At 57.2% G+C, this 26,497-nt stretch carries 33 protein-coding genes, 4 pseudogenes and 1 CRISPR repeat array; of the genes and pseudogenes, 22 read left to right on the forward strand and 15 right to left on the reverse strand.

The window, feature by feature from the left end; translation table 11 throughout:
• Positions 1–48: 48 nt before the first annotated feature.
• The 3 genes from H6973_04395 to gloA all read right to left on the reverse strand — a co-directional run bounded on the left by H6973_04395 (position 49) and on the right by gloA (position 1,312).
• Positions 49–438 (reverse strand): hypothetical protein, encoded by a 390-nt coding sequence (locus tag H6973_04395; protein ID MCP5124886.1) that lies wholly within the window; start codon positions 436–438, stop codon positions 49–51.
• Positions 439–849 (reverse strand): cupin domain-containing protein, encoded by a 411-nt coding sequence (locus H6973_04400; protein MCP5124887.1) that lies wholly within the window; start codon positions 847–849, stop codon positions 439–441. It abuts the gene before it with no gap.
• A gap of 76 nt (positions 850–925) precedes the next feature.
• Positions 926–1,312: a lactoylglutathione lyase gene (gloA, locus tag H6973_04405; protein ID MCP5124888.1), complete on the reverse strand. Its 387-nt coding sequence runs from the start codon at positions 1,310–1,312 to the stop codon at positions 926–928.
• Between the two features lie 340 nt (positions 1,313–1,652).
• On the opposite strand from gloA, the gene H6973_04410 reads away from it, so the two are divergent.
• Positions 1,653–1,853 (forward strand): hypothetical protein, encoded by a 201-nt coding sequence (locus H6973_04410; protein ID MCP5124889.1) that lies wholly within the window; start codon positions 1,653–1,655, stop codon positions 1,851–1,853.
• A 78-nt stretch (positions 1,854–1,931) separates the two neighbouring features.
• On the opposite strand, the gene H6973_04415 is transcribed toward H6973_04410, so the two are convergent.
• A complete protein-coding gene (locus H6973_04415) occupies positions 1,932–2,567 on the reverse strand; it encodes an alpha/beta hydrolase (protein ID MCP5124890.1) in 636 nt (211 codons plus the stop codon).
• 13 nt (positions 2,568–2,580) lie between these two features.
• A complete protein-coding gene (locus H6973_04420; GenBank protein MCP5124891.1) occupies positions 2,581–2,871 on the reverse strand; it encodes an antibiotic biosynthesis monooxygenase in 291 nt (96 codons plus the stop codon).
• A gap of 158 nt (positions 2,872–3,029) precedes the next feature.
• On the opposite strand from H6973_04420, the gene H6973_04425 reads away from it, so the two are divergent.
• The 3 genes from H6973_04425 to H6973_04435 all read left to right on the forward strand — a co-directional run bounded on the left by H6973_04425 (position 3,030) and on the right by H6973_04435 (position 3,842).
• Positions 3,030–3,290 (forward strand): hypothetical protein, encoded by a 261-nt coding sequence (locus tag H6973_04425; protein ID MCP5124892.1) that lies wholly within the window; start codon positions 3,030–3,032, stop codon positions 3,288–3,290.
• 183 nt (positions 3,291–3,473) lie between these two features.
• The gene (locus tag H6973_04430) at positions 3,474–3,710 is read left to right on the forward strand and encodes a hypothetical protein (protein MCP5124893.1); all 237 of its coding nucleotides are present in this window, start codon (positions 3,474–3,476) and stop codon (positions 3,708–3,710) included.
• A gap of 12 nt (positions 3,711–3,722) precedes the next feature.
• Entirely contained in the window at positions 3,723–3,842 is a 120-nt protein-coding gene (locus H6973_04435) for a hypothetical protein (GenBank protein ID MCP5124894.1), read from the forward strand.
• A gap of 6 nt (positions 3,843–3,848) precedes the next feature.
• On the opposite strand, the gene H6973_04440 is transcribed toward H6973_04435, so the two are convergent.
• Together H6973_04440 and H6973_04445 are read right to left on the reverse strand one after the other, a co-directional pair.
• Positions 3,849–4,313 carry a hypothetical protein gene (locus tag H6973_04440; GenBank protein ID MCP5124895.1) on the reverse strand — a complete coding sequence of 155 codons (465 nt, stop codon included), beginning with the start codon at positions 4,311–4,313 and terminating at the stop codon, positions 3,849–3,851.
• Positions 4,314–4,407: 94 nt separating this feature from the next.
• On the reverse strand, positions 4,408–4,614 hold the full coding sequence (locus tag H6973_04445; GenBank protein ID MCP5124896.1) for a hypothetical protein: 207 nt from the start codon (positions 4,612–4,614) through the stop codon (positions 4,408–4,410).
• Positions 4,615–4,914: 300 nt separating this feature from the next.
• On the opposite strand from H6973_04445, the pseudogene H6973_04450 reads away from it, so the two are divergent.
• The 13 genes and pseudogenes from H6973_04450 to H6973_04510 all read left to right on the forward strand — a co-directional run bounded on the left by H6973_04450 (position 4,915) and on the right by H6973_04510 (position 17,003).
• Positions 4,915–5,388 (forward strand): annotated as a pseudogene (locus H6973_04450) (SOS response-associated peptidase).
• Positions 5,389–5,669: 281 nt separating this feature from the next.
• Entirely contained in the window at positions 5,670–5,939 is a 270-nt protein-coding gene (locus H6973_04455) for a hypothetical protein (GenBank protein MCP5124897.1), read from the forward strand.
• Positions 5,940–6,008: 69 nt separating this feature from the next.
• A pseudogene (cas1f, locus tag H6973_04460) lies at positions 6,009–6,386 on the forward strand (type I-F CRISPR-associated endonuclease Cas1).
• The gene (gene cas3f / locus H6973_04465; protein ID MCP5124898.1) at positions 6,385–9,450 is read left to right on the forward strand and encodes a type I-F CRISPR-associated helicase Cas3; all 3,066 of its coding nucleotides are present in this window, start codon (positions 6,385–6,387) and stop codon (positions 9,448–9,450) included. The pseudogene cas1f and the gene cas3f overlap by 2 nt, the downstream one beginning before the upstream one ends.
• Positions 9,451–9,602: 152 nt before the next feature.
• The gene (gene csy1, locus H6973_04470; GenBank protein ID MCP5124899.1) at positions 9,603–10,919 is read left to right on the forward strand and encodes a type I-F CRISPR-associated protein Csy1; all 1,317 of its coding nucleotides are present in this window, start codon (positions 9,603–9,605) and stop codon (positions 10,917–10,919) included.
• A complete protein-coding gene (gene csy2 / locus H6973_04475; protein MCP5124900.1) occupies positions 10,912–11,919 on the forward strand; it encodes a type I-F CRISPR-associated protein Csy2 in 1,008 nt (335 codons plus the stop codon). Before csy1 ends, csy2 begins: the two co-directional genes overlap by 8 nt.
• A 12-nt stretch (positions 11,920–11,931) precedes the next feature.
• Positions 11,932–12,972 (forward strand): type I-F CRISPR-associated protein Csy3, encoded by a 1,041-nt coding sequence (gene csy3 / locus H6973_04480; GenBank protein MCP5124901.1) that lies wholly within the window; start codon positions 11,932–11,934, stop codon positions 12,970–12,972.
• A gap of 3 nt (positions 12,973–12,975) precedes the next feature.
• Positions 12,976–13,539: a type I-F CRISPR-associated endoribonuclease Cas6/Csy4 gene (gene cas6f, locus H6973_04485; GenBank protein MCP5124902.1), complete on the forward strand. Its 564-nt coding sequence runs from the start codon at positions 12,976–12,978 to the stop codon at positions 13,537–13,539.
• Positions 13,540–13,669: 130 nt separating this feature from the next.
• Positions 13,670–14,598: direct repeats of the CRISPR family, unit length 28 nt; unit sequence ATTCACTGCCGGATAGGCAGCTCAGAAA.
• Positions 14,599–14,623: 25 nt separating this feature from the next.
• Complete coding sequence (locus H6973_04490) at positions 14,624–14,827, forward strand: hypothetical protein (GenBank protein MCP5124903.1); 204 nt, start codon at positions 14,624–14,626, stop codon at positions 14,825–14,827.
• Positions 14,824–15,603 carry an aspartate/glutamate racemase family protein gene (locus H6973_04495; GenBank protein ID MCP5124904.1) on the forward strand — a complete coding sequence of 260 codons (780 nt, stop codon included), beginning with the start codon at positions 14,824–14,826 and terminating at the stop codon, positions 15,601–15,603. The genes H6973_04490 and H6973_04495 overlap by 4 nt, the downstream gene beginning before the upstream one ends.
• Positions 15,600–16,205 (forward strand): hypothetical protein, encoded by a 606-nt coding sequence (locus H6973_04500; GenBank protein ID MCP5124905.1) that lies wholly within the window; start codon positions 15,600–15,602, stop codon positions 16,203–16,205. Before H6973_04495 ends, H6973_04500 begins: the two co-directional genes overlap by 4 nt.
• The gene (locus H6973_04505) at positions 16,195–16,677 is read left to right on the forward strand and encodes a putative molybdenum carrier protein (protein MCP5124906.1); all 483 of its coding nucleotides are present in this window, start codon (positions 16,195–16,197) and stop codon (positions 16,675–16,677) included. Before H6973_04500 ends, H6973_04505 begins: the two co-directional genes overlap by 11 nt.
• A complete protein-coding gene (locus tag H6973_04510) occupies positions 16,674–17,003 on the forward strand; it encodes a hypothetical protein (protein MCP5124907.1) in 330 nt (109 codons plus the stop codon). Before H6973_04505 ends, H6973_04510 begins: the two co-directional genes overlap by 4 nt.
• A gap of 5 nt (positions 17,004–17,008) precedes the next feature.
• Here H6973_04510 and H6973_04515 read toward each other — a convergent pair whose 3' ends face one another.
• From H6973_04515 to H6973_04530, 4 genes are all read right to left on the reverse strand, one after another.
• Positions 17,009–17,425: a group II truncated hemoglobin gene (locus H6973_04515; protein MCP5124908.1), complete on the reverse strand. Its 417-nt coding sequence runs from the start codon at positions 17,423–17,425 to the stop codon at positions 17,009–17,011.
• Positions 17,426–17,596: 171 nt separating this feature from the next.
• Positions 17,597–17,779, reverse strand: a complete 183-nt coding sequence (locus H6973_04520) for a hypothetical protein (protein MCP5124909.1) — start codon at positions 17,777–17,779, stop codon at positions 17,597–17,599.
• A 2-nt stretch (positions 17,780–17,781) separates the two neighbouring features.
• On the reverse strand, positions 17,782–17,970 hold the full coding sequence (locus H6973_04525; GenBank protein MCP5124910.1) for a hypothetical protein: 189 nt from the start codon (positions 17,968–17,970) through the stop codon (positions 17,782–17,784).
• Positions 17,971–18,008: 38 nt separating this feature from the next.
• On the reverse strand, positions 18,009–18,398 hold the full coding sequence (locus H6973_04530) for a helix-turn-helix transcriptional regulator (GenBank protein MCP5124911.1): 390 nt from the start codon (positions 18,396–18,398) through the stop codon (positions 18,009–18,011).
• A gap of 126 nt (positions 18,399–18,524) precedes the next feature.
• Here H6973_04530 and H6973_04535 point away from each other — a divergent pair, with 126 nt between their 5' ends.
• Together H6973_04535 and H6973_04540 are read left to right on the forward strand one after the other, a co-directional pair.
• Positions 18,525–18,731: a helix-turn-helix transcriptional regulator gene (locus H6973_04535; GenBank protein MCP5124912.1), complete on the forward strand. Its 207-nt coding sequence runs from the start codon at positions 18,525–18,527 to the stop codon at positions 18,729–18,731.
• An 18-nt stretch (positions 18,732–18,749) separates the two neighbouring features.
• Positions 18,750–18,959, forward strand: a complete 210-nt coding sequence (locus H6973_04540; GenBank protein MCP5124913.1) for a hypothetical protein — start codon at positions 18,750–18,752, stop codon at positions 18,957–18,959.
• 19 nt (positions 18,960–18,978) lie between these two features.
• On the opposite strand, the gene H6973_04545 is transcribed toward H6973_04540, so the two are convergent.
• Both H6973_04545 and H6973_04550 read right to left on the reverse strand, forming a co-directional pair.
• Positions 18,979–20,004: an IS630 family transposase gene (locus H6973_04545; protein ID MCP5124914.1), complete on the reverse strand. Its 1,026-nt coding sequence runs from the start codon at positions 20,002–20,004 to the stop codon at positions 18,979–18,981.
• Between the two features lie 124 nt (positions 20,005–20,128).
• The gene (locus tag H6973_04550; protein ID MCP5124915.1) at positions 20,129–20,659 is read right to left on the reverse strand and encodes a hypothetical protein; all 531 of its coding nucleotides are present in this window, start codon (positions 20,657–20,659) and stop codon (positions 20,129–20,131) included.
• A gap of 308 nt (positions 20,660–20,967) precedes the next feature.
• On the opposite strand from H6973_04550, the pseudogene H6973_04555 reads away from it, so the two are divergent.
• From H6973_04555 to H6973_04565, 3 genes and pseudogenes are all read left to right on the forward strand, one after another.
• A pseudogene (locus tag H6973_04555) lies at positions 20,968–22,497 on the forward strand (IS21 family transposase).
• A 68-nt stretch (positions 22,498–22,565) separates the two neighbouring features.
• Positions 22,566–23,270: an ATP-binding protein gene (locus H6973_04560; protein MCP5124916.1), complete on the forward strand. Its 705-nt coding sequence runs from the start codon at positions 22,566–22,568 to the stop codon at positions 23,268–23,270.
• A gap of 195 nt (positions 23,271–23,465) precedes the next feature.
• Positions 23,466–24,520, forward strand: a pseudogene (locus H6973_04565) (IS110 family transposase).
• Positions 24,521–24,840: 320 nt separating this feature from the next.
• Here H6973_04565 and H6973_04570 read toward each other — a convergent pair.
• Positions 24,841–25,728, reverse strand: coding sequence for an IS982 family transposase (locus tag H6973_04570; protein ID MCP5124917.1), 888 nt, complete (start codon positions 25,726–25,728; stop codon positions 24,841–24,843).
• A 130-nt stretch (positions 25,729–25,858) separates the two neighbouring features.
• The gene (locus H6973_04575) at positions 25,859–26,482 is read right to left on the reverse strand and encodes an IS5 family transposase (protein ID MCP5124918.1); all 624 of its coding nucleotides are present in this window, start codon (positions 26,480–26,482) and stop codon (positions 25,859–25,861) included.
• Positions 26,483–26,497 lie beyond the last annotated feature (15 nt).

Consider the following 26,497-nt stretch of genomic DNA (forward strand, 5'->3'; position numbering starts at 1 on the left):
CTGGAAGAGGGATATGCGGTTCCGGGTTTCACTCTGGCAAGGGCGGGTTCAGGGTTCCATCGCACCCTGATAAAACCACCGGCCCGCCTCCCGCACGAACTGGCTGACTTCGTGCAGCCGGTGCGCGCGGCCCCCGACCTTGTAACGCGCAACAAATTCCACGATCCCCGCCGCATCGTCGGGGCCGCCGGCCTCGACCCGGCGTACCTGCAACCCGAGCCAACGTACCGGTTCACCCTCCACATCAAGGGTGACCGGTCGAGTGGCAGGATGCCAAGTCTGCAACAGATAGTCCGTCTGACCCCGGACATAAGCCACATAGCGCGAGCGCATCAGCGCTTCAGCGGTTTCCGGGGATTGGCCGTCGTCAAGATAGCGCCCGCAACAAGCGGTGCAGGCGGCAGACGCGCCACACGGGCAGGGTTCAGACAAATTCATTCAGGGCTTGACCCACACCGTTCCTGTCGGGCCGACACCGGCCTCCTGATAAACGACGGCGCCGTCCCACGCTTCTAGAAAGTGTGGAACGCCCGCTGGCGCCACATAGACCGCGCCGGTCGGAATCGCCACCCCGGCCGATTCATCGAACGCCGTACCAAACCCAACGTACAGCGTCCCGGACAAGACGGTCGTGTAGCGCGCATCGGGATGGGTATGCGGGGGAATCCGGCCCCCCGCCGCCAGTTGGACGCGAATGAGGTAGGGTTCCAGACTGGATTCCGCCCCTAACACCCAAGCTGCCTGCAGAAGGAGACCGCCGGGTCGCTCGATCCAGCGCAGCGTCTCGGGCAAGATCGGTTGCGGCCGGACATTCTGCGCAAACGTGCTCGTAGCCAGGAGGCCGGTCATCCCGAGGAGCAGAACGATCCGGAGCGAGGCCGTTTGCCACCCCCAGATGTGGCGCATATCGAGTTTCATGACGTGCTTACGCCTTTTTCCCGATCAATTCGATCGGATAACCGTCCGGGTCTTCGATAAAGGCAATGATCGTCGTCCCGGCATTCATTGGCCCCGCTTCGCGCAGAATACGCCCACCCCGCGCCTTCACGTCGGCAGCGGCCTGGTACACATCGTCGACTTCCAGGGCAATGTGCCCATACCCGGTGCCCAATTCATAGTGATCCACGCCCCAGTTATAGGTCAGCTCGATGACCGCCTGTTCGGATTCGGCGCCATAGCCGACAAACGCCAGGGTAAATTCACCCGCCGGATAATCCTGGCGACGCAGTAGTTTCATGTCCAGGATTTCGGTGTAAAAACGGAGGGAACGCTCCAGATCGCCCACACGCAACATGGTATGCAGAATTCGCATGATAGCCTCGCTATAAAGATAATATTGGTAAACACGACTCTCTTGGCAAAAGATCGTCCCACTGAGCAAGTGCAAGGGTTGGATTTACTCAACCGCTCCAGCAAGCGTTGTCGGTATTGATCTTCCAGCAAGAGATTCATCGGTTGACGACGAGAAGCGGCCAAGCGCAGCTGCAACAGTTCCAGGCGGGCGCGGGCGCGATTCCGATCGCTTTCGGAGAGTTGCTGCAATAACTGTTCAGCCTCTTAGCGAACACGAATGATCACGTAAAGCGTAGTATCGATCCCGAATCCATGCCTGGACTGTAGACCGGCTACACTCAGTCAAGGGATTATCCTGGATGTACCGAGATCGCCCTGCTGGTTGGGCCGGACGGATGCACCGGTTTCGTTGTTCGACATCACCGACCTTCATGCCCGTTCTGTGGCGCAATGGGCGCTGGACGACCCTTCATGAAAAGAAGTTTGTGGTTCCTGGTCTTATGGCTGGCCGGTTGCACCGTCACCCCGCCGCCCGGTATCACGTCGGTCACCGGTTTTGACCTGAACCGCTATTTGGGCCAATCACCGTTTCGCTCCGATAGCGTGTTCTCCGCACGGCCCCCACGGCATACCGCACATCAAAGCCTTTCGACCAGCCAGGCGTTGACCATCGCCGCCAGTGAACCCAGGGCATTCCCATAGAAATGATCGACACCCTGCAAGACCTGTAGTCGCGCTTGAGGATGCCAACGCTGAGCCTGTTCCTGCACGTCGGCAGGCGGCGCGAATGCATCACGATCCCCCGTCACGATCAAGAGTTCGGCGGCCACGGGCGGAATGACGCCAAACGGTATGAAGGCCACCGGTGGCGAGACCAACACCTGCCGACGCACCGTGGCCAAGGGAGGATCGAGGGACAGGTTAATCCAGGCGCCGAACGAATAACCGGCCAAATCGGTCACGGTCTGGCCCAAGCCGGCCAAATAGTCCGCCGCCGCCCGCAGATCAGCACGCTCACCACGCCCCGCGTCATCCGTCTCGCCACGCGCGCCCACACTCCGGAAGTTAAAGCGCAGGGTGGTATAGCCGTGTTGCTGATAGAGTCCTGTCAACAGCGCAACCACCGGGTGATCCGAATCACCGCCGTACAAAGGATGTGGATGGGTGATCACCACGGCGTTCGCGCCGGTGGCCCGACGCAAGCGCCCGTCCAACCGGACGGTATCGCCCGATGTGAACGTGATGGCTTGCTCCTCAGTCGGGAAGAAAGACACGGTCGGTCTTCCTTTATTGGAGAGCCGTATAGCGGCGAATGTCCGGCGCCACGGCCAGCAACGCCGGCGCTTGCGCCAAGACCGCTTGCAGGTGCGGCGTCGCTGAATGCGCGTCCAGCGCAGCGGTGTCGGCCCATTCCTCCACAAACGTGAAATCGGTCGGATCGGCGGCGTTCTGCAACAATTCATAGCGCAGACAACCCACTTCCTGACGGGTCGGTTCAATCATGCTCAGCAGCAAGGTTTGCAATTCCGCCCCGGTTTCCGGACGGGCGGTCAGGCGGGCGACAACATGCACGGTCATTGGGTATTCTCCAGAGTCAGTGATGGCGTAAAGCGTAGCACTTGAGTCTTACCCTAACACGAACCGTTCATCCGCTACACTCAGACTGTGGAAGCGCAGGTGGTTCGACGCTAACAGGTTTCCCGTCCGCAAACACCCGATCCAAGGAGTACCACACCATGATCTTGAAAACGATCCTGATGGCCACTGGCCTGACCGTGCTGTTATCCAGCGCCGCCAGGGCGGCGGATGTCAAAGACATGGCGACTGAGGCCGCTAAAGATCAAGCGGGCAAAATGGCTCAGGAACAAGCTACTGATGCCGTCAAGGACAAAGCCGGGGCGATGATGCCCAAGCCGGATGCCGGGGCGGCCATGAAAGTCGCCCCCAGCAGCGCGACTGGCGCAATGGAAGGCGCCGCCGGAGCGGCCACGCTGTAAAAAGCTACGGGCGGCGATATGACGGACATGGCTAAGGATCAAGCGATGGAGATGGGCAAGGATCAGGCAACGGAGGCCGCTAAGAAGATGGTGAAATAGCCCGGACCCTTGGGCGCGGGCCATCCGCGCCCGGCTGGCGCATCCGGAATTTCCTGACGCGCAAACGACAGGAAACGCATGCTCATGAATCTGAACGACCTGACCCTCGAACAAACGTATGATTTACTCAATACGGCGCTGGCCGCCGACGAAATTCCCCCACCGGACGCCTACGCCGACGATGGCCGCCCCTTGTGGAGCTTGGCCGTGCTGGCTGCGTTCTTCGGCAAGACAGAACTACAGATCGAGGCCGACCTTGACGCAGCTTTCGACCGCTGGGCGGATGTGACCTGGTCTGGCCCCGCGCAGCGCATGCAGTAGCCGTCTGCCGCCATGAAATACCTGGCTATCGCCGTCCTGGTGGCCATCATCGCGGGTGCGTTGTTCCATTACGTGCGACATCGCGACGACGTGCCCCCTGCGGAATCCGCCGCCGGCTGGGAGCAACGCTAACGCCCGTCACGGCTTCGGCAACACCACCCGCCGCCGTTTTTTAACGATCACGGTTGGCATTTTCGGCGCTGGCGGCATCTTCACTGGTGGCGGTATCTTCACTTTTGGTGGGGGCGTCACCTTCGCCGCCCGCGCCGCCAAAATCCGGTCAACCCGCGCCTGCGCGTGCGCCTGACCTTCCGGCGTCACCGGCTCCACCGGTTCCCCGTGGAGATTCACCCGCATCCCGCCGTTCGCCACGACCTGCTGATAGGTCCGCCGGCTGCAATGCTGTTGCAGCGCGCCGAGCAGAATTTGGGCAGTTCGGGGTTCCACGGCCTGCGCCGCTAGCCAAATCCGCAAATCGTCGCGCGCCGTCCGGGTCAGCGGGCGAAGGTTCGCATCGTCCAGCGGGAACGCCTGGGGGAAGGCCGTATACAATTGCCGATACGCGGCTTGACGGCGGTTGAGCTGCAGGTTGTGTTTAGCCATGAATCACGGAGACCGGAATTTAACCGCATTGTAGAACCGGAACGGCGCAGGATCACCGGAAACCGGGGGCGCACTCGGGCCCAGACCAAGGGTATCATGAACGGCGCGCGCCGAGTGTGCCATAAACATGACGATCCAAGACTACGCGGACGTATTCGCTGAGCGCCCGCTGGTCGATTCGGGCCAGAATCGCCAGATCGTCATGAAGGGCTTCGGGGACATGCAGCTTGACTACGCGGTCACATTTGGCCGCGCGCGCCGAACGCTGGGGGAGGACAGAGGGCGTAAAGACTTCAGTCATGGGCAACGGACTCCAGCGGGGTTCGCCGCAATCACGTTGAGGGCGGCGTGGCCTCAACTAAATCACATAAAGGTGATCCTGGAGTTATTCGCGCTCGGGCGTGGCCGCGCCTTATCTCGCTCCTATCGACCACGCCCTTGGGGGCGTCATCGATCCGCGCTAAGAGGCGCGCCCGGTGATCGAGCGCACAAACGCAGACCACCGCTGTGCGGAGCGGCAGCCGCTTTATGTGATTTAGTGAGTTAAACCTATCCAAGTCGGGGCAAGCGTCAATCAAACCGGAACGCCCGCGCCGAGGCGGTGGTTGATAAACTGATCTATTGCCAGGCGTTCCGGCAACGACACTGTCTGATCCCCGCCGATGGGTTCTACGAATGGCGCAAAGAAGGTTCGCGCAAATAGCCGTATTGCATCGCCTCAGCGGACGGTGCGCCACTGGCTTTTACCGGGTTATGGGAGCGCTGGGAACGGGACGGGCAAGCAGTGGCGTCCTGCACGATTCTGGTCACTGCGGCCAATGCGCTGATCGCCTCGATTCATGACCGGATGCCGGTGATTCTCGCGCCCGAGGATCGGGTCGGAACTCATGGCGCCATTGAAAGCCGATTTGAACTTTTAAGCCGCCGGATTCGTCTGGATTGCCGTCTCATCGGTGGCCAATTCTGTCATGCCTTTGCGGCGCTGGGTCTAAAAGCGTGTTGCAAGGTTAGGCTACACAGCGCGCCGGAAAAGGGCGGCTTTTGTTATTCCATAATTACACATTATAAATCATAATGTTATCCGTTTATCTTTCCGTTCTCATCTGTCATAATCAACGGAAACCCGAGAACGGAAAATGCCGAATCAACCCATCTTCCCCAAGCGAGACGGGCCACTGGCCTTGCTCGCATCCAGCAACGATCCGATGGCGTTACTGTTCGGAGTCGTCTGATGCAGGCGCACGAGAACAACCTCCGCAAATTACTGGAATCCAACAGCCCGCAATATATCGTGCCCCTGTTCCAGCGCTTACCTGTCTGGAGAAAAGGTTGTTTGTAGCAAATGAGGAAGCTGTTATGGCGGATCTGATCGAAAACCCGGTCATCAACTCCCCGCTCGGCGAGCCGCAGCGCCATTTCCGATTTGACGAGAACGGCATCACCCACGAGATTTTGACCGGACGGCGGTTGAGTACCTATTTCATTCCCATCGCCAAGCCCAAGCTCAAAGGGGCGCAAAAGCAGGCGGCGCTGGATTTGAGCGTTCAACACCGGGCGGAAGAGAACAAGCTGATCAACGATCTCCGGGCGCGAGTTTCACACTGGCAGCAGGCCGGGCGACCGTAAACCACAGCGAGTATCGGGGTTTACTGGATTCTGGATGGCGGAGTCCAGAACTTATGAGGCCGATTTCTCATGGACAATTTTTCTCCTTCTGATCTGAAAACCATTCTGCATTCCAAGCGGGCTAATCTCTATTATCTCGAACATTGTCGCGTGCTGGTTAACGGTGGGCGCGTGGAATACGTGACCGATCAGGGAAAGAACTCGCTCTACTGGAATATCCCCATCGCCAATACTACGTCTCTGCTGCTCGGCACGGGTACCTCGATCACACAAGCCGCGATGCGCGAACTGGGGAAAGCTGGGGTGCTGGTCGGTTTTTGTGGGGGCGGCGGCACCCCGCTTTACAGCGCCAACGAGGTCGAGGTCGAAGTCGCCTGGTTCGCCCCGCAGAGCGAATACCGCCCGACGGAATACCTGCAACATTGGGTTCGCTTCTGGTTTGACGATGCCGACCAATATGACCGCGCGTGACGTGCTGCGGGCGGACGATGAAAACGATTGGCATACGGCGGAAGATATTCGCTTGCTGGCGCGCTTGGCGGCGCTGTTTCACGACTTCGGCAAGGCCAACCATGCGTTCCAAACCAAGCTGACCAGCAAGACGCCGAAAGCGGATGCCTACCGCCATGAGTGGGTATCGCTGCGGTTGTTCGAATCTTTTGTCAGGCAATGCGGCACTCATGATAAAGACTGGCTGACCCGCTTGACGGACTTGCCCGAAACAGCGCGAGAGAGCTGCATCGGTGGCTTGTCGCGCGATGGCCTGCAAAACGGGAGATTGGCCCCTCCGTTTAGGAATCTACCACCACTGGCGCAAATCGTGGGTTGGCTGATCGTCAGTCATCACCGCCTGCCGACGCCAATCGCCGATGCCCAACTCAACCAGCGCCTGCTTGAGAAGATACTTGATCAGATCGGAGCCGACTGGTGCGGCAGCCGACCTGACGAAACCAATGCCAAGGATTGTTGGCAATTCAAGAACGGCTTGCCGTTCGACAGCAATCACTGGCGTCAACACACTGCCAAAGTCGCGCAAGCCATCTTGCAACGCCCCCGCTTGAGCGACCAAGCCCAAGCAGCCCAATGGCTGGGCAGTCCTTACGTCCTGCACTTATCGCGCATGGCCTTGATGCTGGCCGACCATCATTACTCGGCACAACCCAGTCACACCATGTATGGCGACCCACCCGGCAAGAAAGGCACGGCGCTTTACGCCAACACGGGCCTCCAGAACGGGAAGCGGGAACTCAAGCAGCGGTTGGACGAGCATTTAATCGGCGTTGAAGTCAGCGCCAGCCACATCGTGCGGGCGCTGCCACGCTTGGCAGACACCTTGCCGCGCATCCCTCCCCGTCACCCGAAGTTTCGCGAACGCAGCAAGGAGCCGTTTCGCTGGCAGAACCAGGCGTTCGACCTAGCGGAAAGCGTGCGGGAGCGCGCCACTCGGCAAGGCTTTTTCGGTGTCAATATGGCCTCCACTGGTTGCGGCAAAACGCTGGCCAACGGGCGGATTCTCTACGCGCTCGCCGATCCGCAGCATGGTGCGCGGTTCACTGTGGCGTTGGGCTTGCGGACGCTCACGCTCCAAACCGGCGATGCTTACCGCGACCGATTGCATCTCGGCCCGGAGGATTTGGCGGTGTTGGTGGGTGGTGTCGCCACCCGCGACTTGCATGAATACCAACTCGGCGAAGATGAAAAAGCGCGCCGGAACAGTGGTTCGGAATCCAGCGCGCCGCTCTTGCCCGAATTCAATTATGTCCATTACGAGGGTAGTCTGGAAAATGGGCCGCTGAAGGAATGGTTGGGTAAAAACAGCGACGCCTTACGCCTGTTGGATGCGCCCGTGCTCGCCTGCACCATCGACCACCTGATGCCAGCGACCGAAGGCTTGCGCGGCGGCCATCAAATTGCGCCCATGCTGCGCCTGATGACTTCCGATTTGGTGCTGGACGAGCCGGATGACTTCGGTATCGAGGATTTACCCGCGCTCAGCCGCTTGGTGCATTGGGCAGGATTGCTAGGCAGTCGGGTTTTGTTGTCATCAGCCACGCTGCCGCCGGCTTTGGTGCAAGGTCTGTTCTTGGCCTATCTGGCGGGCCGAGCGGAGCACCAGCGCAACCGGGGTCGACTGGGCGAACCCTTGTCGGTGTGCTGCGCCTGGTGCGACGAATTCGACGCGCAAGCGAGCGAACACGACGATGGAGCGGGCTATCTTCATGCGCATCGACGTTTCGTCGATCAGCGCTTGGTCCGGTTGGCAAAGGTGGACGTGCGCCGCCGCGCGGCGATCAAGCCGTTGCCTATCGCCGCCGGACAATCACGCGACGCTATCTGTATCGAGTTGGCCGGGCAGATGCGCGAACACTTGCACGCGCTGCACCGCCAACATCACGGCACCGACCTGCAAACCGGCAAGCGGGTCAGCTTCGGCCTGATCCGTATGGCCAACATCGATCCGCTGTTCGACGTGGCGCGGGAACTGTTCCGGCTGGGAGCGGAGGCGAACTGCCGCATTCATCTGTGCGTTTACCATTCGCGCCATCCGATGCTGGTGCGGGCTGCCATCGAGCGGGAATTGGATACCGTGCTCAAACGTAGCGATCCCGAGGCCGTTTTCCAGCAGCCTAGCATCCGCCAGCGTCTCGACAACGTGCCCGAAACCGATCATATCTTCGTGGTGCTGGCTACGGCGGTCGCGGAAGTGGGGCGCGATCACGATCACGATTGGGCGATTGTCGAGCCGTCTTCCATGCGCTCGTTTATTCAGCTCGCCGGTCGCGTGCGCCGCCATCGCGCCTGGGTTTGCCCGGAAAACCAGCCCAATCTCTATTTGCTGGACACCAATATCCGCCATCTTGTCGGAAGCGCCAACGGCTTGGCTTTTCTGCGACCGGGTTTTGAGAGCGCCAACTTCAGATTGAACAGCCATCGCTTGACCGAGCTACTCGAACCGGAGCAATGGCAAGTCATCAACGCTGCTGCCCGCATCAAGGAACGTGAATCGCCGGCGCCCCACGATAATCTAGCCGATCTGGAACATGACCGACTGAGGGATTTGATGCTGGGCGCTGATGCGGGGCAGGTCCAACGCCAACGACTTGTCCATCGGTGGTGGACGACCGGCGCTCACCTGAGTGGTACGCTTCAGCGCCGTGACCCATTCCGCAACGATCCTCTGGGCCGATCACACTATGCCTTGCTACCGGACGAGGATGATCGGATCGACTTCTATCACCTGCCGGAGGGGAGCAATCCGGTTCCGGTTGGGAATCTATGGCTGGTAATGGCGGAAGGCGATCTGCCCAGAGGACCGGGAATCGAGGCATGGGCCGTGCCGCGCTATCTGGATGCGTTGCAGGAGCTGGCTGATGTCCAGGGGATGGAACTGCCGGATTGCGCGCTGAAGTACGGAACGTTGGAGTTACCCTTTAAAAGTGGATCATCGCGAAGGGAGCTGGAATGCTGGCGCTATCACTGGGCGCTGGGGTTTAGCCGGTATCGAGGGTAGGAAAGATGCCGGGACGAAGCATTCCGGTCACTGCCGCACAGGTAGCTTAGAAATGCAAGACCGTCTCCAGCCAAGCTGGACAACTTCACTGCCGCACAGGCAGCTTAGGATTAAAGATTTAGAGCTTCAGAAGCAATCAGGAGATACCTTGTATGGCCTCTTCAACTCATGTAACAGGCGATACCGAGCAAATTCGGCAAGCCATAATTGCATTCACGCAAGACCGTTTCCAGCCCAAGCTTGATAAGCTCAAAGATGGCGATGATGAGGCGCGTCGAAAGCTGCTGGCCGAGCACGAGCCGCAAGCCTGGATTGCCGATGCAGCGCGGCGCGTGAGTCAAATTCAACAAGTGACTCATGCGCTTAAATTTACCCATCCTGACGCCAAGGGTTCGAGCCTTAGCGCTCCCGGCAATGTGCAAGCTGGCGAGTTTCTAATCGGTTCTCATACTCTTGCAGACTCACTGCCGCCCGATATCGTCGGTAATGCGGCAGCGCTTGATGTGTATAAATTCCTGCGCCTCGAAGTGGACGGTCAATCGCTGCTGGATCGCGCCATTGCGGGCGATCCAGCGTTGGCGTCTGCCCTGTCGGACGATGCCGACTTGGCCGCTCAGTGGATGGCTGCCTTTGCCACCTTGCCCGAACCCAACGGCCAACCGGCCACCCATAAATTAGCCAAGCAACTTTACTGGCCACTGGGCGAAGGACGCTATCACCTGCTCGCGCCCTTGTTCCCGACCTCGCTGGCGCAGGTGGTATGGGCGGGCATCCGCAAGGATCGCTTTTCCGACGAGGCCAAGGCAGCGCGAGAAGCGCAGCGCGAGAAGCGCGCTCATCCAAACGGCTATTGCGAGTATCGGAATCTCGCAATCCAGAAGTTCGGCGGCACGAAACCACAAAATATCAGCCAGTTGAATAGCGAGCGCCACGGCGAAAACTGGCTGTTGCCCTCGTTGCCCCCCAACTGGCAATCCGACCCGATCCGTTCGCCGTTTTTCACCGAAAGCGTCTTTTCCCGCCGTTTCGGCAATCGCCGCGACGTGAAGGAACTGACCCGAATCTTGCGGGATTTCCTGCGCAGTGTGGCGAAACCCGATTTCAACAATATCCGCATTCGTAACAAACGCGCGGAACTGGTGGGTTATATCCGCGATGAATTGCTGCAATTCGCTGCCGAGATCCACGAAATCGACGGGGGTTGGAGTCAGGACGAACGCTGCCGCTTGAACGCGGCGGAACAATGCTGGCTTGACCCGAAGCGCGCCAGCGGCGACGAAGCGTTTGCTGCTCGTTGGCGGCGCGGCGATTGGCAAGACGAAATTTGCCAGCGTTTTGGAAACTGGCTTAACGCCGCCATCAGTGACGACAAGAAAACACCGATGGGTCAAGCGGAAGCCGAAGCCTGGCAAGCCGTGCTGGACGATGAATTGCGCATGATCCGCCTGGAGTTGACCGACCATGATTAGCCCATTGATCGATGGGGGCGGCTTGCTCATCCTGCCGCGCCTTCAAATCCAGAACGCCAACGCGATTTCTGGCCCGTTGACCTGGGGCTTCCCCGCGCCGACTGCGTTTATCGGCTTCGCTCACGCCTTGGAACGGCGTTTGTCCGAAGGTTCGCCCTATGATTTTGGCGAGGTGCGGGAAGGCTTTGACGGGGTCGGTATCGTTTGCCACGGGTTTCAACCTCAGATTACCCAGCCTGCTGGACGACGCACTCAAGTTTTCAATCTGACCCGCAACCCGGTCGGCAAGGATGGTATGCCTACCGCCTTGATCGAGGAAGGCCGCATTCACCTGGAAATCACGCTGATCATCGTCGTGAAGGATGGTTTTGGCGAATACGATGGCGATGAATTCGCCAGAATGGCTCACCATATCACGCTGGGGATGCGGTTGGCCGGCGGCAGCCTTCTTCCGGCCCGGTCAGGCGAGCGCTATGCAGCGCAATGGCAGGTCTTGCCCGATGATTTGGACGGGCAAAAGGATCTCTTTAGCAAATTGCGCCGCCGCTTGCTACCCGGTTACGCCCTAGTACAGCGGCAAGACCTGCTGGTCGAGCGGTTGGCCGAAATCCGCGTGACCCGGCCTGACGCCACCGCCTTGGATACCTTGCTGGATCTCTCCCGGCTCAACATCGAGCCGGTCGGCCCTGACCCCACCAAACCGCAAGAAACACTCTGGCAAGTCCGTAAACGGCCAGGCTGGTTGGTTCCGCTACCGATTGGCTACGCGGGTATTTCGCCCCTTTACCGGCCAGGCGAGGTCGAGAATGCCCGCGATGACCACACGCCCTTCCGCTTCGTGGAAAGTCTGTATTCGCTAGGCCAGTGGATCGGCCCTCACCATCTCGAACACTTACGCCAACTGCTCTGGAACACCGAAGACGACGCCGAAAACGGTATTTACCGCTGCGTCAATCACTACTCCGAAGCCACTTCCAACGCCCGCGCTGACCTCGTATAAGGAAACCCTCTCATGGCTAAAACCGAACTGAAAACCGCCTCTGTCCTCGCTTTTGAACGCAAACTGGACCCGTCCGATGCACTCTTCAGCGCCGGTCGTTGGGAGGACCGGAACAATGGTGAACGGTGGAGCACATTTGGTGTGCGCGAAAAATCCGTGCGCGGCACCATTTCCAACCGCCTGGCCACTAAGGACCAGGACCCCGCTAAGCTGGATGCTTCGATCCAGTCGCCCAACCTGCAAACTGTGGATGTCGCGACCCTGCCCAATGATGCGGATACCTTGCGCATCCGGTTTACCCTGCGCGTGCTCGGCGGTGCTGGCACGCCATCGGCTTGCAACAACGCCGACTATCAAGAGAAATTGCAACGCACCGTGCAGGAATACGCGAAACAGGTAGGGTTTTCTGAGTTGGCCCGTCGCTACGCTTGCAATTTGGCCGATGGTCGCTTCCTGTGGCGCAATCGAGTTGGAGCGGAACAGGTGGAGGTTCGGATTCATCATCTGACCCAAGGCGAAACCAATCAAGCCTGGATCTTTGACGCGCAGGACTTTTCCCTGCGGAATTTCGATGTCACCCCTCACGCTCAGACCGATCTGCAATCCTTGGCCACCGTCATCGAGCAGGGTTTGGCGGGCAAGGACTATGTGTTGCTGGAAGTGGTCGCCTATGCTCGCGTCGGCGATGGGCAGGAAGTCTATCCTTCACAGGAGTTGATCCTCGACCGGGGCGACAAGAAGGGCCAGAAGAGCAAAACGCTTTACAGCGTGGGCGGTGTGGCCGCCATCCATAGTCAGAAAATCGGCAACGCCTTGCGTACCATCGATACCTGGTATCCCAACGAAGAGGGTATCGAAATTGGCCCCATCGCCATCGAGCCTTATGGTTCCGTGACTTCGCAAGGCAAAGCCTACCGCCAACCCAAGGATAAAGCAGACTTCTATAACCTGCTGGATAGCTGGGTGCTCAAGGATAAGGCGCCAGATATCGGCAACCAGCATTATGTGATGGCGACGCTGATTCGTGGCGGTGTCTTTGGCGAGAAGGATTGACGAATGGACGCCTACCTTGAAATCCGGCTCCTGCCTGACCCGGAATTCCCGCCGACCACGTTGATGAACGCTCTTTTCAGCAAATTGCACCGTGGACTGGTGGCGCATGGCGGGCGCAATATCGGCGTGAGTTTCCCGGATGTCGGAAAGAATGGCCGATCCTTGGGTGAACGCTTGCGCTTGCACGGTAGCAGGGCCGAGCTGGAAAAGCTGATGACCTCTAACTGGTTGGTGGGAATGCGGGATCATGCAACCGTGAGCGAGATTACCGAGGTTCCTGCTTGCGCCAAACAGCGCATGGTGAGGCGTGTTCAGGCGAAAAGCAGCCCGGAGCGGCAACGACGGCGATTGATCGCCCGGAAGGGCATCACCACTGAGCAGGCCATGCAGTCTATTCCAGACGGTGCGGCGGAAAAGTTGAATCTGCCCTATCTGATTTTGACCAGCCAGAGCACTGGCCAGCAGTTTCGTTTGTTCGTGGAGCATCTGGCTATCCAAGAACAAGCGGTGAAGGGAGAGTTTGGTGCCTATGGCTTAAGTTCGATAGCAACGATTCCGTGGTTTTGAACCCTAATTTTTTGACGGCCTAATCCAGCTTTTTAAATCAATTACTTGGATAAATCGTCTTAATTTGGGTTTTGGAAGTAGTTGCGAATTTTTTCTTTAATAATTAATCTATTATTAGGAATCAATTCTTATTCACTGCCGGATAGGCAGCTCAGAAAACACGGTCAATCTCAAGCCGCGCTCCCTCCTGATTCACTGCCGGATAGGCAGCTCAGAAATTGGTAGCGATAAGCGATGAACAGGAACGCATATTCACTGCCGGATAGGCAGCTCAGAAAGGGCAACGCCCGCAAAGGCGAGAGCGCCACAGATTCACTGCCGGATAGGCAGCTCAGAAACCGAGCAAGCGCTGGGGATCGTAATCAATACGATTCACTGCCGGATAGGCAGCTCAGAAAAGAAGGCAAGGCCAAGGTCACTCAGAATCTGCATTCACTGCCGGATAGGCAGCTCAGAAAAGTGACGATAGTTGGCGTCCCGACATCGCCCCATTCACTGCCGGATAGGCAGCTCAGAAAGCTCACGGCGATGTTCAGGCTCCCCGGCAAGCGTTCACTGCCGGATAGGCAGCTCAGAAAGTACAGGCTGCGCAAGCCGTGGCGCCGGTGGCATTCACTGCCGGATAGGCAGCTCAGAAAACCCTGGCGCGTGAATGGATGCTGGCGGGAATATTCACTGCCGGATAGGCAGCTCAGAAATGATGGCTGGATTAAAAAAAAGAATCGATAATATTCACTGCCGGATAGGCAGCTCAGAAACTGGATACCTGACACCGGGAGGTATCAGCAATTATTCATTGCCGGATAGGCAGCTCAGAAAAATCCTCCTTTGATGGTTATGCCCTCTCCAACATTCACTGCCGGATAGGCAGCTCAGAAATCAAAAGGGACGCGCCAGGGAGGGTGCTTGCAATTCACTGCCGGATAGGCAGCTCAGAAATCGGGGTTCAGGGGAAGGAGATAGCGATGTACATTCACTGCCGGATAGGCAGCTCAGAAAAAGGACGAAGCCAGCAGCATTCTTGGAAAAATATTCACTGCCGGATAGGCAGCTGGCCCAGCAGATTATCCATGAAGCCGTCACGGTGGGTTATACCGTGATGCGCCTGGATACGCTGGAGCGCGCGATGCGGATTTATGAAACCCTGGGCTTCCAGCGGTGCGCGCCCTATTACGCTAACCCGTTGCCGGGCGTGGTGTACTGGCAGCGCGCGTTATCAGAACCGGCCCCGGCCCTCCTGGCGGTGTCCGAACAGCGGCGGGATCGCCCGGATGGAGTACCGCGATGAAAACCATCGGCCTGATCGGCGGCATGAGTTGGGAATCCACCGTGCCGTATTACCGGATCATCAACGAAACGGTTCGGGAACGCCTGGGCGGAATGCATTCCGCCCGGCTGATCCTGTACAGCGTGGATTTTGCCGACATCGAACGGCGGCAACAGGCCGGGGCGTGGGATGAAGCCGGGACCCTTCTGGCGGACACGGCCCGCGCTCTGGAAGCCGCTGGAGCCGAGGGACTGGCGCTGTGTACGAACACCATGCATAAGGTTGCGCCGACGATTGAGGCGGCGGTGTCCCTTCCGCTGTTGCACATCGCCGATCCCACGGCAGCGGCGGTGAAACAGGCCGGATTCCACACCGTGGGGTTGCTCGGCACCCGGTTCACCATGGAACAGGACTTCTACCGGGGCCGGTTGATGGAGCGGCATGGTCTGACGGTGATCATTCCCGACCTCGCGGATCGAGAGACGGTCCATCGCATCATCTACGAAGAGTTGTGTCGGGGTGAAGTCCGCGAGGATTCACGGGCGCAGTACCGCGCGATCCTACAGCGCTGCATGGTGGCTGGGGCCGAAGGGATCATTCTGGGCTGTACCGAGATCGGCTTACTGGTCAAGCCGACGGATGCACCGGTTCCGCTGTTTGACACCACGTACCTTCATGCCCGTTCTGTGGCGGAATGGGCGTTAGCTGACGATCCCGGTTGCCCCTCGGACGCCGCTCCTGAAGCGAAGCGAAGCGCCTTTTACGGGCCTGCTTCGGCAACGGCCACCGCGCCATGAGTGCTTGCGACCTTGGGGGGTACGCCATCGTCTCGGCGGCGCGTCCGGGCCTCGATGAGGACGATTTCCGGCAGGCGATGATCATTGCCGAGCGCTGTTTTCAGAGCGCCCAGGACGCCTTTCAAATGCCGATTGAGGAAGGCACGATTGGCTGGATTCGGGCGACGATTCCAGCTCATTGGCACTTGATCCAGCATCAGGGAAAGGTCATCGGTAGCACCCTGCTGATGCCCACTTCCTCGGCGGTCATGACGGCTTTCCTGGCCGGCGCGCTCACCGAGGCGGGGCTGTTTGCGTCCGCTCGCCAGACATGCCCACACCCGGCGGACTGTGGGTACTGGGCGGGAACGTCGGTGATGGAGGCACACCGGCGGCGCGGGTTGGGATTAGCCAGCCTGAATGCGGCGCTGCAAGCGTTTATTGCACATGAACACCCGCAGCCGACGTTCTACTACTGGAGCTATTCAGCGGCTGGGCAACGGTTGGCGCAGCGCTGGCGACCGACGCTTGCTCAGCAGGGGTTGCGCTTGCTGGAACGCCGTGAACCCGACAGCAAGCGCCATGATCGCCTGTCGACGCAGGGTTGTCCGGATGTGGAATAGAAGCAGTTTTTGTCTCAAGGTGCAGAAAATCATCAGTGGTGGCCAGACCGGCGTCGACCGGGCGGCGCTTGATGTCGCCTTGGCCCTGGGCTTGGATGTCGGCGGCTGGTGCCCGAAAGGACGGCGAGCCGAGGACGGGCGGATTCCCGACCGCTACCCCCTGACGGAAACGGCGGAGATGGACTATGAAACCCGCACCCGGCGCAACATCGAAGATTCGGATGGGACGCTCATTCTCAATCGGGGTAAGATGGAAGGCGGTACGGCATTAACCGCTGACTTGGCCCGGCAAATCGGCAAGCCGTGTCTGATCGTGGCGTTGGAGGAAGGGATCGAACCAGCAACGTTCCAGGACTGGCTGGTAGCCAACTCCATCACTGTGCTGAACGTCGCCGGCCCGCGCGAGAGTAAACGGCCAGGGATGTACGATGCGGCCTACGACTGTTTAAAATCGCTGTTTGGATCACCATGAAGGCCATTCTTCATCACGCTGTCCTACCGGCGGCGGTTCCTGATCGCCTGCCGCCCATCTTCCGACCGCTGATTGACCCCAAGCGGCTCGGCGCTTCGCCGGTGACGCTCGCCGTTTTCCCGGCTACTTCCACTGCTGTCGTTTCCGCCAGCGCAGCACGGCGGCTGTTAGCTCGGCTCGACGATGCTCCCACGCCATTGGTTGTCGTCGGATACAATTTCACTCAAGACGCTGTTGTCGTCTTGCAAGACGCTCACGCCATGCTCTTTGCTGTGTCCAGTTTTTGGTGGTCAGACGCCCGTTGGCAGGCGATTCGCCAGCGGTGAGCCGGTTACTCCTGGTTTCGGCTTCGCTCGGCAGGCACATAGAGCTGCTCCAGCAGATATTCTTTGAAGGCCGCCGCGTAGGGCTGGGTTTTCAGGGCTTCCTGCATACATCGCAACCAGGCGTCCCGCTCACTTCGTCCGATTTCCAAATGGCGATGCGCTTGAGGAATGCGGATCGGCCCATATTTTTGGGTATATAGAGCGGGACCATTCAACCAGCCACATAAAAACAGCGTCAACTTGTCGCGGGAAACGGTCAGGTCAGCAGGGTGCATTTTTCGAATCTTTTCCGCTTCGGGCAAGCGTTCCATCGCATCGTAAAAAGCGTCCACCAGCTTTCTAATCCCCGCTTCACCGCCGGCGACTTGATAGGAGGCATCGCCTACTCCATATCGGGGTCTGTCGTCGATCTGCGTCTTCAATTCCACGTCCGTTACTTCGCTTTATAGTGTCACGGTTCTTTATGACGGTTTGGCGCTGATTGGGTCCCATAGGATGAATCGATAGCGCCTATCGGGGTCGGTACATCCTTCAAGGGCAAACCGCCTGCGTTCTTACGGCAGCGGTGCGCTGCTTCGGGAGCCGCCACGCTCTTAACCGTCCGTCGATTCCCCGACCTCGGGCGGCGGCGACAGCCATACCTCATCGCGCAGGGCTTCATCCTGAGTAGCCGCCAGCAATCGGCGTTGCCGTTCCAGTTCCGCCTTTGCCTCAGCCTCACTGGCGTACTCGCCTGCGCAATAAGTTTCACGAGCAAAGGTATCGTAGCCGCGCATCTTTACTCATACGTCCAATCAGACAGCGCCTGTTTGGCCTTCTGGCCATAAGGTTGCTTGAGTTCCGGCGCATCAGTCTCGGCCAGGCGCACCTTGACTTGCCGAGTTCCGACCCGCAGCGTCAAGGTATCGCCGTCATGGACGCCGACCACGCGGCCCGTGAGAGTATCCGCCATTGCGGGAATTAACATCACGGACAGCATTAGCCCTATTACGCGCCATTGACCCATCAACGACTACCGACATGCAATCGAGTTTCACAACCTTTCGGCTGAGAAAGCGCATCAACAAGCGTCTGCAACGCGCCCCGTTCCTCAGAAGTAAGCGCTTCAATCGCCATCGCCAGGCGAAGGGCATCCGCGCTCACTTCCGTCACCTCTTCATTCGCCGCCACCTTCATCCGATCCGCTGGTAACGGCATATCACCCCGCAACTGTGAGACGGATAGACCGAAATACTGAGCTAGAGGGCGCAACGTGCTATCCCGAGGATCCCGGATGGCTCCATTCCGAATCCGCGAGATCGTAGGTTGAGGAACACCTACACGATCTGACAATTCGTTATCCGTCAGCCCCGCACGATCCATCAGCGTCGATAATATTTGTGACACTGTAGGCATATTTAACCTCCCAAGTGTGTACTAAAGCGACCTGAGAACCTGCCTCGCATTATGCAAAAACGCATAAGTCAACGCTAAAACATAAAAGTATTGATTTTAATGCATAAATGAATTAGCCTTTCAGGCATGAACGCCCAACACACCATTAAAAAACTTAGAGGAGCCGGCTGGAGTGACGCCGCTATTGCCCGGGCTGTCGGTTGCAGCCAACCCACCATCACGCGGATTCGTAACGGCAAAAGCGATCCACGCGAATCAACCGCCTGCGAGCTGCAAAAGCTACTGGCGAATCAACCCGTCACCCCACCCGCACCGCTTGAAAATGCGGCTTAACTCTATGGAGTCGAGAACATGCCCAACAAAGAGAAATGCCTGGAATCCATCCACATCCACACCGGTGAATCCTTGAAACGCGACCTACAAGACCTGGCCATGCTGGAGAGTCGAGCGGTTGGCGAATACGCCCGCGCGGTGCTTGATCTGCATGTTTATGGGGCCAGAAGCAGGCTAGAGCGTCTTGACGCAGAAGAGAAGGCGCGATCACCCAAGTTCGACAGATAATCTTATAACTATAGCAGTCCTATACAGGTTGTGGAATATTCATATACCAACCACGCTTTCCAAGATTGAAAACTTTATTATTAAGAAAATTTAAAAAACTCATTTTAACTTTATAGAAAGTGTTGTTCTCATAAAAGTGCTTTCTTAGAAAATTTTTGCCCGCTAACCAGACATCTTCAACCGGATTTTGTTCCGGTGCATTGGGAGCTAAAATAATACAAGTTATTTTCCAGTCTTTTTCTTCAAGACCTTGATTGACTTGATTCAGATAAGCCCGCATTTCTTTACTATGATGGTAGGTGGCTCCATCCCAAATAATAATCAACTTCTTATCAGGGTAGAGCCTCTGTAAATACTTGATAAATTCAATCGTATTCTTCCCGTTTCCAGAAGCATAAGGATTAAGAATAAATTTCTGATCATACAGATTTAATACCCCATAATAGGTCTGTCTTTGTTTCACATTTTGTATCGGTGCCTCCGTTCTTTCATTACACCAACCCCAAATATAACCCAGCGTATCTCTCCAAATTAAGTGACATTCGTCTTCAATAAGAACAATAACTTCACCGGATACAATCTTAGCCTGACACGCCTCAAGTTGAGTCTTGATCTCTTCCTGCTTTAAAAGCACTTCCGTTTCGTTATGCTTCGGATTCATGGCTTGGCTTCGATGCCAACTGAATCCCGCTTCTTTTAGAAAATCATAGTAAGATTGCCAAGATTGATAAACTACACCGTAATGGCGCTCAATATAATCTTTCAATTCTTCAACTGTACAATGAGGAAGGTTTCTTAAATGATAGATAATTTCATAACGCTCATCCTCTGTTAAAAACCCTTTACCCCCTTTATATTGAATTCGTAGGGCTTCTGGACCTTCGTTTTCGTAAATGATTTTCCATTTGCTTACAAAAGCATCTGAAACGCCTAACAGTTTACAAATATCCTTTGTTTTGAACCCAAGGAGCACCATCCTGACCGCTAATGCTCTTTTCATTTCCAGATTTTCTTTCGAATCGATAATGTCATCTAGTGTTAACATGATAACATCTCCTAAAAATTTTTACTAAAATGATAATGTATTTTTAATATTCCACAACCTGTAAAGGACTGATATATCTCTGAAAAAATGTGGTCTGCTCCCTATTTCCCAATTCCTCTCTTCATCAATTGGAGGCTTTGTTAAACCACACCTCAAGGGTGCCAGGCTTAGCGTCAATCGCTGGCTTTACAGTGTCAACATCTGCTCGTGTATTTTCAGAAACAACCTTGGCCAAAACTTCAGCTCCAGCTTCGTCTGACTGATTGAAGTAACGAACTTGAATTCTATTTGGCATCTTTCTTGGCTCGATCTCTTCTATTCCAGGTGCTATCAATGACTTTGATCGCAGTGTCTTGAGAAGGTTCGTAGCATTTTTCATTTGTTCGTCGCTTTTGCTTGTTATTTGAATATAAATGACTGCATTTCTCAGCCTTTCAAAAATGTCCTCAGAATTTGGTGGAGAAGATGAAGCCCCAAATGATGATGTCGGACTAGGGATATTTGAGGTATCTATAGATGTTCGCGGCTGTGCCTCAGCCTTAATAACAGTGATAGTTGCTAGAATAGCTTCGAAAATGGGTGAACTCTGTTCATCCTCGTGCGCCGCTTTTGACGCCTTGTTAAGTTCCTGCAAAGCAGCGATTGCCGCATTCAATTTGGTTGGCTCGCTTGTGTTGAGGTTAGAGATGAATGGGCCGACTAAGAGACTAATGGAATGGTCCGCCCCGCTCTGCGTATTTCACGGGATGACGGCAGGTCGTTTCACGGGATGACGGCAGGTCGTTTCACGGGATGACGGCAGGTCGTTTCACGGGATGACGGCAGGTCGTTTCACGGAAGGCGGCAGGCCATTACACGGAAGGCGGCGGGTTGTTTCGCCAATGAGCAGCGACGCAGGTTAACAACTTGTAGGCTGGTTCCTTTTTTTCCGAGGAGGAACTCATGCCGACTGAGAGGTTATCCATGCGCAAGATTCAAGAAGTGCTTCGTTTGCAGGCGGCGGGCCATAGCCAACCACAAATTGCCCGGAGTTGCGGGATCGGCCGTAGCACGGTCGGAGAGTATCTGCAACGCGCCCGACGAGCGGGCCTGGGTTGGCCCCTGCCCAAGGGCATGATGGCCGATGAATTGGAACGACGGTTGTTTCCGCCGCGCCCCGCCGCTGGGTCTGCGGATCGCGGAAAACCGGATTGGGCCACCGTCCACCAGGAATTACGCCGCCCCGGCGTCACCTTGTGGCTCTTGTGGGAAGAGTACAAAGCCACGCATCCCCAGGGCTATCAATACACCTGGTTCTGCCAGCAGTATCGGGCTTGGGTGGCGCATACCGATGTGGTGATGCGCCAGACCCATCGGGCCGGTGAGAAGGTGTTTGTGGACTACGCCGGTCCCCACCGTGCCCATCGTGGGCCGCATCACGGGTGAACTCCGCCAGGCCCAAGTGTTTGTTGCGGTGCTGGGCGCCAGCAATTACACCTATGTGGAGGCGACCTGGGCCCAAGGACTGGATGACTGGCTCATGGCGCATGTCCGGGCCTTTGCATTTTTCGGCGGTGTCCCGGAAATTGTGGTTCCAGATAATTTGAAAACCGGCGTCCAGACGCCGCACCGCTATGAGCCCGACCTCAACCCCAGTTATCTGGAGTTAGCCGCCCATTATGGCGTCGCGGTGATCCCGCGCGTGTCCGAAAACCGCGTGATAAAGCCAAAGCGGAAAGTGGCGTGCTCGTGGTGGAACGCTGGATTCTGGCCCGCTTGCGCCATCGGACTCTGTTCAGTCTCGACGAACTCAACACGGTCATCCGCGAACTGCGCGACGCCCTCAATCAGCGCGCCTTCAAAAACTCCCCGGTTCCCGTCAGCATTGGTTTGCAACGCTGGAACAACCGGCGTTGCGTCCTTTACCGGCCGAACCCTACGTGTTCGCGCAATGGAAAAAAAAAGCGCGCGTCAACATTGACTATCACATTGACATCGAGCGCCATTACTATTCGGTCCCCTACCTCCTGGTGCGCCAGGAAGTGGAGGTGCGCCTGACCGCCACCACGGTCGAGGTCTTCCATCAACGTCAGCGGGTGGCTTGTCATCGCCGCCATCCGCAGCCTGGTCGCCATACCACCGTAACCGCCCACATGCCCAAAGCCCATCGGGAGTACGCCGAATGGACGCCCGAACGGTTAGTGCGCTGGGCTCACCAGACCGGCCCCCACACGGCGACTCTAGTGGAACGTATCCTGGCCACGCGGCCCCATCCTCAGCAGGGCTACCGCTCGTGCTTGGGCATCTTGCGTCTGGGCAAAGCCTATGGCGCCGACCGCTTGAGGCCGCCTGTCAGCGCGCGTTAGCCATTGGGGACTGAGTTACAAGAGCATCGAGTCGATTCTCAAGCATGGCCTGGGCCAGCAACGCCTCCCGGATGCGGGGACTTCGCCACCGCCCATCCCTTCGACCGCGACCCACGCGAACGTGCGCGGCGCACGCTATTACCAATAACCCAGGAGCCTCCGCCATGCTGAAACAACCCCCTTCTCGATCAACTGCACACCTTGAAACTCAGCGGCATGCGTCAGGCCTTGCACGAGCAACTCCAGATGCCCGATAGCGATCAGCTCAGCTTTACGGATCGCTTGAGTCTCCTGGTTGATCGCGAACTGACCGAACGCGCGAATCGTCGCCTCCAGTACCGCTTACAGCAAGCCCGTTTGCCCCAGCAAGCCTGCCGGGAAGACCTGGATTACCAACATCCCCGGGGCCTGGATAAAACCCTCATCCAGCATCTGCTCGGTGAACGCTGGCTTGTGGAGCATCTCAACTGCCTGATTACCGGCCCCACCGGCGTGGGGAAAACATGGATTGCTTGTGCCTTGGCTCAGCATGCGTGTCGTCTGGGCTATACCGCGCGCTATGTCCGTTTGCCCCGCTTGCTCCCTGAACTGGCGTTGGCCCGCGCCGATGGCCGCTATCCCAAGCTGCTACGCGAGTACGCTAAAGCACACGTGTTGGTCATCGATGACTGGGGCTTAACACCGCTCACCAGCGAGGGCCGCCGTGATCTTCTGGAAATCCTCGATGACCGGCATCACCGTCAATCCACCCTCGTGACCAGCCAGTTGCCCGTGGCAAGCTGGCACGCCTATCTGGACGAACCCACTCTGGCTGATGCCCTCCTCGATCGGCTCGTCCATAACGCCTACACCCTCAACCTGACCGGAGAATCCTTACGAAAACGTAAAACCCCCTTGACGAACTCCATCACGGAACAGTAAACACTCATCCACTGCGTCGCTGCGCTCCGACCGAGTGAAATACGCTGCCGCCTTCGACTGAACTCGCCGGCCGTCATCCCGTGAAATGGATGGCCGGCATCAGTGAAATACGCCCCGCTCCTCCAACGAGCCCAAAGCGGGCAAGATAGTGAATGCTGACTCACATCATATTAACCGAGATAACGGAGCGGACCCATGAAAGAGTATACCAATGAGCGCGTCATTAAGGTTGTCGGCATTGATCTGGCCAAGCGGAGTTTTCACGTTTACGGCGTGGACGAGAACGGTCAACGGGTGATCCGCAGGACCTTCAACCGGGTACGTCTGAGTGAATTCATGGCGAATCTGCCCGCCTGTACGGTGGCCATGGAAGCCTGTGGCAGTGCGCACTATTGGGCGCGGCAGTTCCGGGAGGACGGCCATGAGGTACGGTTGATCGCGCCCCAGTTCGTGAAGCCCTTTGTGAAATCCAATAAAAACGACGCCGTCGATGCCGAGGCGATTTGCGAAGCGGCCCAGCGGCCCAGGATGCGGTTGGTGGCGATCAAGAGCGTGGAACAGCAAGATATCCAGGCGATTCACCGGATGCGCAGTTTGGGGTGGAACGCCGCACCGCCCAGGTCAATCAGATTCGCGGTTTTTGTTGGAATACGGCATTGAAATCCCGCAGGGGCGTGTGGCGGTGAACCAGCGCCTGCCGGAGATTCTTGAGGATCCAGAGAACGGCCTCAGCGAGCGCTTCCGGGCTGAGCTACGCGAGTTGGCTGACGAACTCCGTCACTTGGATGAACGGGTTGCTCATTATGACGCCCAGATTGAGACCCTGGCGGAAAGCCATCCGCAGGCGCAAGCGTTGATGACGATCCCCGGTCTGGGCGCCAAGGGCGCGACCGCGTTGGTAGCGGCCGTCGGCGAGGATCCCCGACTCTTTAAGAACGGGCGGGGTTTGGCGGCTTGGCTGGGCCTGGTGCCGCGCCAGCACTCCACCGGTGGACGGGACCGCTTACTGGGTATCAGTAAACGGGGGATGTCACCTGCGGCAGTTGCTGATTCATGGCGCCCGCGCCGTGTTGCGCTGGGTCGAGCGCAAGGACGATCCGACGAGCCGCTGGGCCTGGGGACTGAAAGGCCGTCGCCATGCCAACGTGGCGGCCGTCGCGTTGGCCAACAAGATCGCCCGGATCGCCTATGCGGTGATGACGACCGGCCAGCCCTATGATGCGGCCAAAGGCGCTCTGGCTCCGGTTTGAGTCTTTCTACGCTTCATCCGCGACCCGGTCGCTACGACCACCCCAGTACCTCCCACCATAAGTTGCGAAGAGTGAATCTCACGGTGATGGCATGAAAGACCAGTTCTGCATTTCCGAAAACCTGATTCGTACAAAAGCCGGCTCTGCCGAGACTGCGAGACTGATAAGGACGGAGATGCGCGCGAATTCCATCAGGGCACGAGGGCAGGCGAGCGCCTCAACACGATGCCGGATATATGGCCGCAACTTTTCCTTCAGCCAAACGGCGATTTCCTCTTGCATCGCGGGGCGGACCATATATGTAACGCGATGTTCGACTTTCAGGCGATCAGGCCCTCAAACTGGAGGTCTGACCGACCGACTTGTCGGTTCATGAAAATACCCAAGGTGTGCGCTAAGACTTTTCGGGCGATCCGACTCGTCAAGTGCCACACATCCCGCGCCCGGATTTTCTCAAAATGGAATGGCTCGGTGAGCTGACCGATGACCGTTTCCACGAGGCGGCGGGTTCTCGTAAGCTGCTGGACAGCCCACGGGGGACGCGGATCGATCATGTTGGCCCGCAAGGGGGTTTGCAAGTCAATCCCGGTCGTGGCCAGTTCCGTCTGAAGAAAGGCGCTCAGGTAACCTTTGTCGCCGATCACCCAACCCTGAACACCTTCGGTCAAATCCCACAACGCCTCGCGTTCATCACCCGTAGCGGGCGTCACCGTCCACGCCGTGATGACGCCATGGATCGTGACCATCAGATGACCGTGAAGCCCGTAATAGTACTGCTTCTTTGCCGCACAATAGCCAAAATCCGCCACCGCAGGAAATAACCGACAGTGCGGGGCACGGGTCAACACACAGAGGGGCAGAGGGCAACCATCCACCAAGCGAATCGGGTCCGTCGCCGCCCCCAACTCGATCAGCAGCTGCTGATGAAGCCCCTGCTTGATCACCCACAGATTCGCCGCCTGCTGGGCAAACGTCGTCCGCGATCCGAGTTCCGGGAACCACGACGGCCAATGACGACCGAAGTACTTCCAGATGCCCACATCCGTATCCAGCCCTAAGAACTCGCCGACGACTTCCATCGTGATCACTTCACTATCATTCAGCTTGGGGGCGAAGCCTCGCGAGCGTAAGCAGTGATCCCCGAGCAGGGCATTCAGGTGTTCGTCTACCCAACAAAACACCGTGATGATAAAGTCTTCGAGCGGCATGGCGGTCTCTCCGTGCGGTTGAGGCGGTTGGTTCCTCTCAGCTTAGCTCACATCGCCATGCCGCATCCGCCTGCTCTCATCTCCCCTCGGAAAAGTCGAACATCGCGTATATGTACGAAAATTTAATATCCTACGCAGCCTCTAAAATGGGTTCCTGCAATAATTCACGATTCTTAAATATTTTTCGCAACATTAATCGAATTGAAGCAAGGTAGACTTGACTTTGACTCGATGCAGGCTTCCTTTCGTAATCTCTACTTAATCGACGAGATCGCCCCAACCAAGCGAGGCTTCTTTCAACAACCCATCGCCGAGGTAGAACCTGAAATCCTTTCTCTTCTTTATTTTTGTTAACAACTTCAATCGTGCAGTTAAAGTTTTTCTCAAGCCATTGAGCCAGGGACTCACCTTGATAAGCACCATCGGCCCAAACTTTCCGGATCGTATTGGCGATGGATAGCCCACCTTGTAATACCTGTGGTGCGCCTTTTACATCCGGAATATTCGCGGCATGCACCCCGACATAAATTAGACAACCCATTGTATCCACTAGAATATGCCTTTTTCTTCCTTTAACTAACTTGCCTCCATCAAATCCTGTTTCATCCGCACATTCCTGGGTGCCTTTCACCGATTGGCTATCAATGATCGCAGCGCTTGGGGTCTCATTTCGCCCTACTTCTTGACGAAATTTTTGGTGAAGCGCCGTGTTAATTTTCTCGAAAACACCGTTATTAACAACGTAGAAAACCACGCCCTTAGGGCGTGG

It is taken from the genome of Gammaproteobacteria bacterium, from assembly GCA_024235095.1.
Taxonomy (GTDB): domain Bacteria; phylum Pseudomonadota; class Gammaproteobacteria; order Competibacterales; family Competibacteraceae; genus UBA2383.

Bases quoted from the DNA above. Each gene is read 5' to 3' on its own strand.
- H6973_04395 (MCP5124886.1), bottom strand. From the start codon at position 438: ATGAATTTGTCTGAACCCTGCCCGTGTGGCGCGTCTGCCGCCTGCACC.
- H6973_04400 (MCP5124887.1), bottom strand. From the start codon at position 849: ATGACCGGCCTCCTGGCTACGAGCACGTTTGCGCAGAATGTCCGGCCG.
- gloA (MCP5124888.1), bottom strand. From the start codon at position 1,312: ATGCGAATTCTGCATACCATGTTGCGTGTGGGCGATCTGGAGCGTTCC.
- H6973_04410 (MCP5124889.1), top strand. From the start codon at position 1,653: ATGTACCGAGATCGCCCTGCTGGTTGGGCCGGACGGATGCACCGGTTT.
- H6973_04420 (MCP5124891.1), bottom strand. From the start codon at position 2,871: ATGACCGTGCATGTTGTCGCCCGCCTGACCGCCCGTCCGGAAACCGGG.
- H6973_04425 (MCP5124892.1), top strand. From the start codon at position 3,030: ATGATCTTGAAAACGATCCTGATGGCCACTGGCCTGACCGTGCTGTTA.
- H6973_04430 (MCP5124893.1), top strand. From the start codon at position 3,474: ATGAATCTGAACGACCTGACCCTCGAACAAACGTATGATTTACTCAAT.
- H6973_04435 (MCP5124894.1), top strand. From the start codon at position 3,723: ATGAAATACCTGGCTATCGCCGTCCTGGTGGCCATCATCGCGGGTGCG.
- H6973_04440 (MCP5124895.1), bottom strand. From the start codon at position 4,313: ATGGCTAAACACAACCTGCAGCTCAACCGCCGTCAAGCCGCGTATCGG.
- H6973_04445 (MCP5124896.1), bottom strand. From the start codon at position 4,614: ATGACTGAAGTCTTTACGCCCTCTGTCCTCCCCCAGCGTTCGGCGCGC.
- H6973_04455 (MCP5124897.1), top strand. From the start codon at position 5,670: ATGGCGGATCTGATCGAAAACCCGGTCATCAACTCCCCGCTCGGCGAG.
- cas3f (MCP5124898.1), top strand. From the start codon at position 6,385: ATGCCGACCAATATGACCGCGCGTGACGTGCTGCGGGCGGACGATGAA.
- csy1 (MCP5124899.1), top strand. From the start codon at position 9,603: ATGGCCTCTTCAACTCATGTAACAGGCGATACCGAGCAAATTCGGCAA.
- csy2 (MCP5124900.1), top strand. From the start codon at position 10,912: ATGATTAGCCCATTGATCGATGGGGGCGGCTTGCTCATCCTGCCGCGC.
- csy3 (MCP5124901.1), top strand. From the start codon at position 11,932: ATGGCTAAAACCGAACTGAAAACCGCCTCTGTCCTCGCTTTTGAACGC.
- cas6f (MCP5124902.1), top strand. From the start codon at position 12,976: ATGGACGCCTACCTTGAAATCCGGCTCCTGCCTGACCCGGAATTCCCG.
- H6973_04495 (MCP5124904.1), top strand. From the start codon at position 14,824: ATGAAAACCATCGGCCTGATCGGCGGCATGAGTTGGGAATCCACCGTG.
- H6973_04500 (MCP5124905.1), top strand. From the start codon at position 15,600: ATGAGTGCTTGCGACCTTGGGGGGTACGCCATCGTCTCGGCGGCGCGT.
- H6973_04505 (MCP5124906.1), top strand. From the start codon at position 16,195: ATGTGGAATAGAAGCAGTTTTTGTCTCAAGGTGCAGAAAATCATCAGT.
- H6973_04510 (MCP5124907.1), top strand. From the start codon at position 16,674: ATGAAGGCCATTCTTCATCACGCTGTCCTACCGGCGGCGGTTCCTGAT.
- H6973_04520 (MCP5124909.1), bottom strand. From the start codon at position 17,779: ATGCGCGGCTACGATACCTTTGCTCGTGAAACTTATTGCGCAGGCGAG.
- H6973_04525 (MCP5124910.1), bottom strand. From the start codon at position 17,970: ATGTTAATTCCCGCAATGGCGGATACTCTCACGGGCCGCGTGGTCGGC.
- H6973_04530 (MCP5124911.1), bottom strand. From the start codon at position 18,398: ATGCCTACAGTGTCACAAATATTATCGACGCTGATGGATCGTGCGGGG.
- H6973_04535 (MCP5124912.1), top strand. From the start codon at position 18,525: ATGAACGCCCAACACACCATTAAAAAACTTAGAGGAGCCGGCTGGAGT.
- H6973_04540 (MCP5124913.1), top strand. From the start codon at position 18,750: ATGCCCAACAAAGAGAAATGCCTGGAATCCATCCACATCCACACCGGT.
- H6973_04545 (MCP5124914.1), bottom strand. From the start codon at position 20,004: ATGTTAACACTAGATGACATTATCGATTCGAAAGAAAATCTGGAAATG.
- H6973_04560 (MCP5124916.1), top strand. From the start codon at position 22,566: ATGCGTCAGGCCTTGCACGAGCAACTCCAGATGCCCGATAGCGATCAG.
- H6973_04570 (MCP5124917.1), bottom strand. From the start codon at position 25,728: ATGCCGCTCGAAGACTTTATCATCACGGTGTTTTGTTGGGTAGACGAA.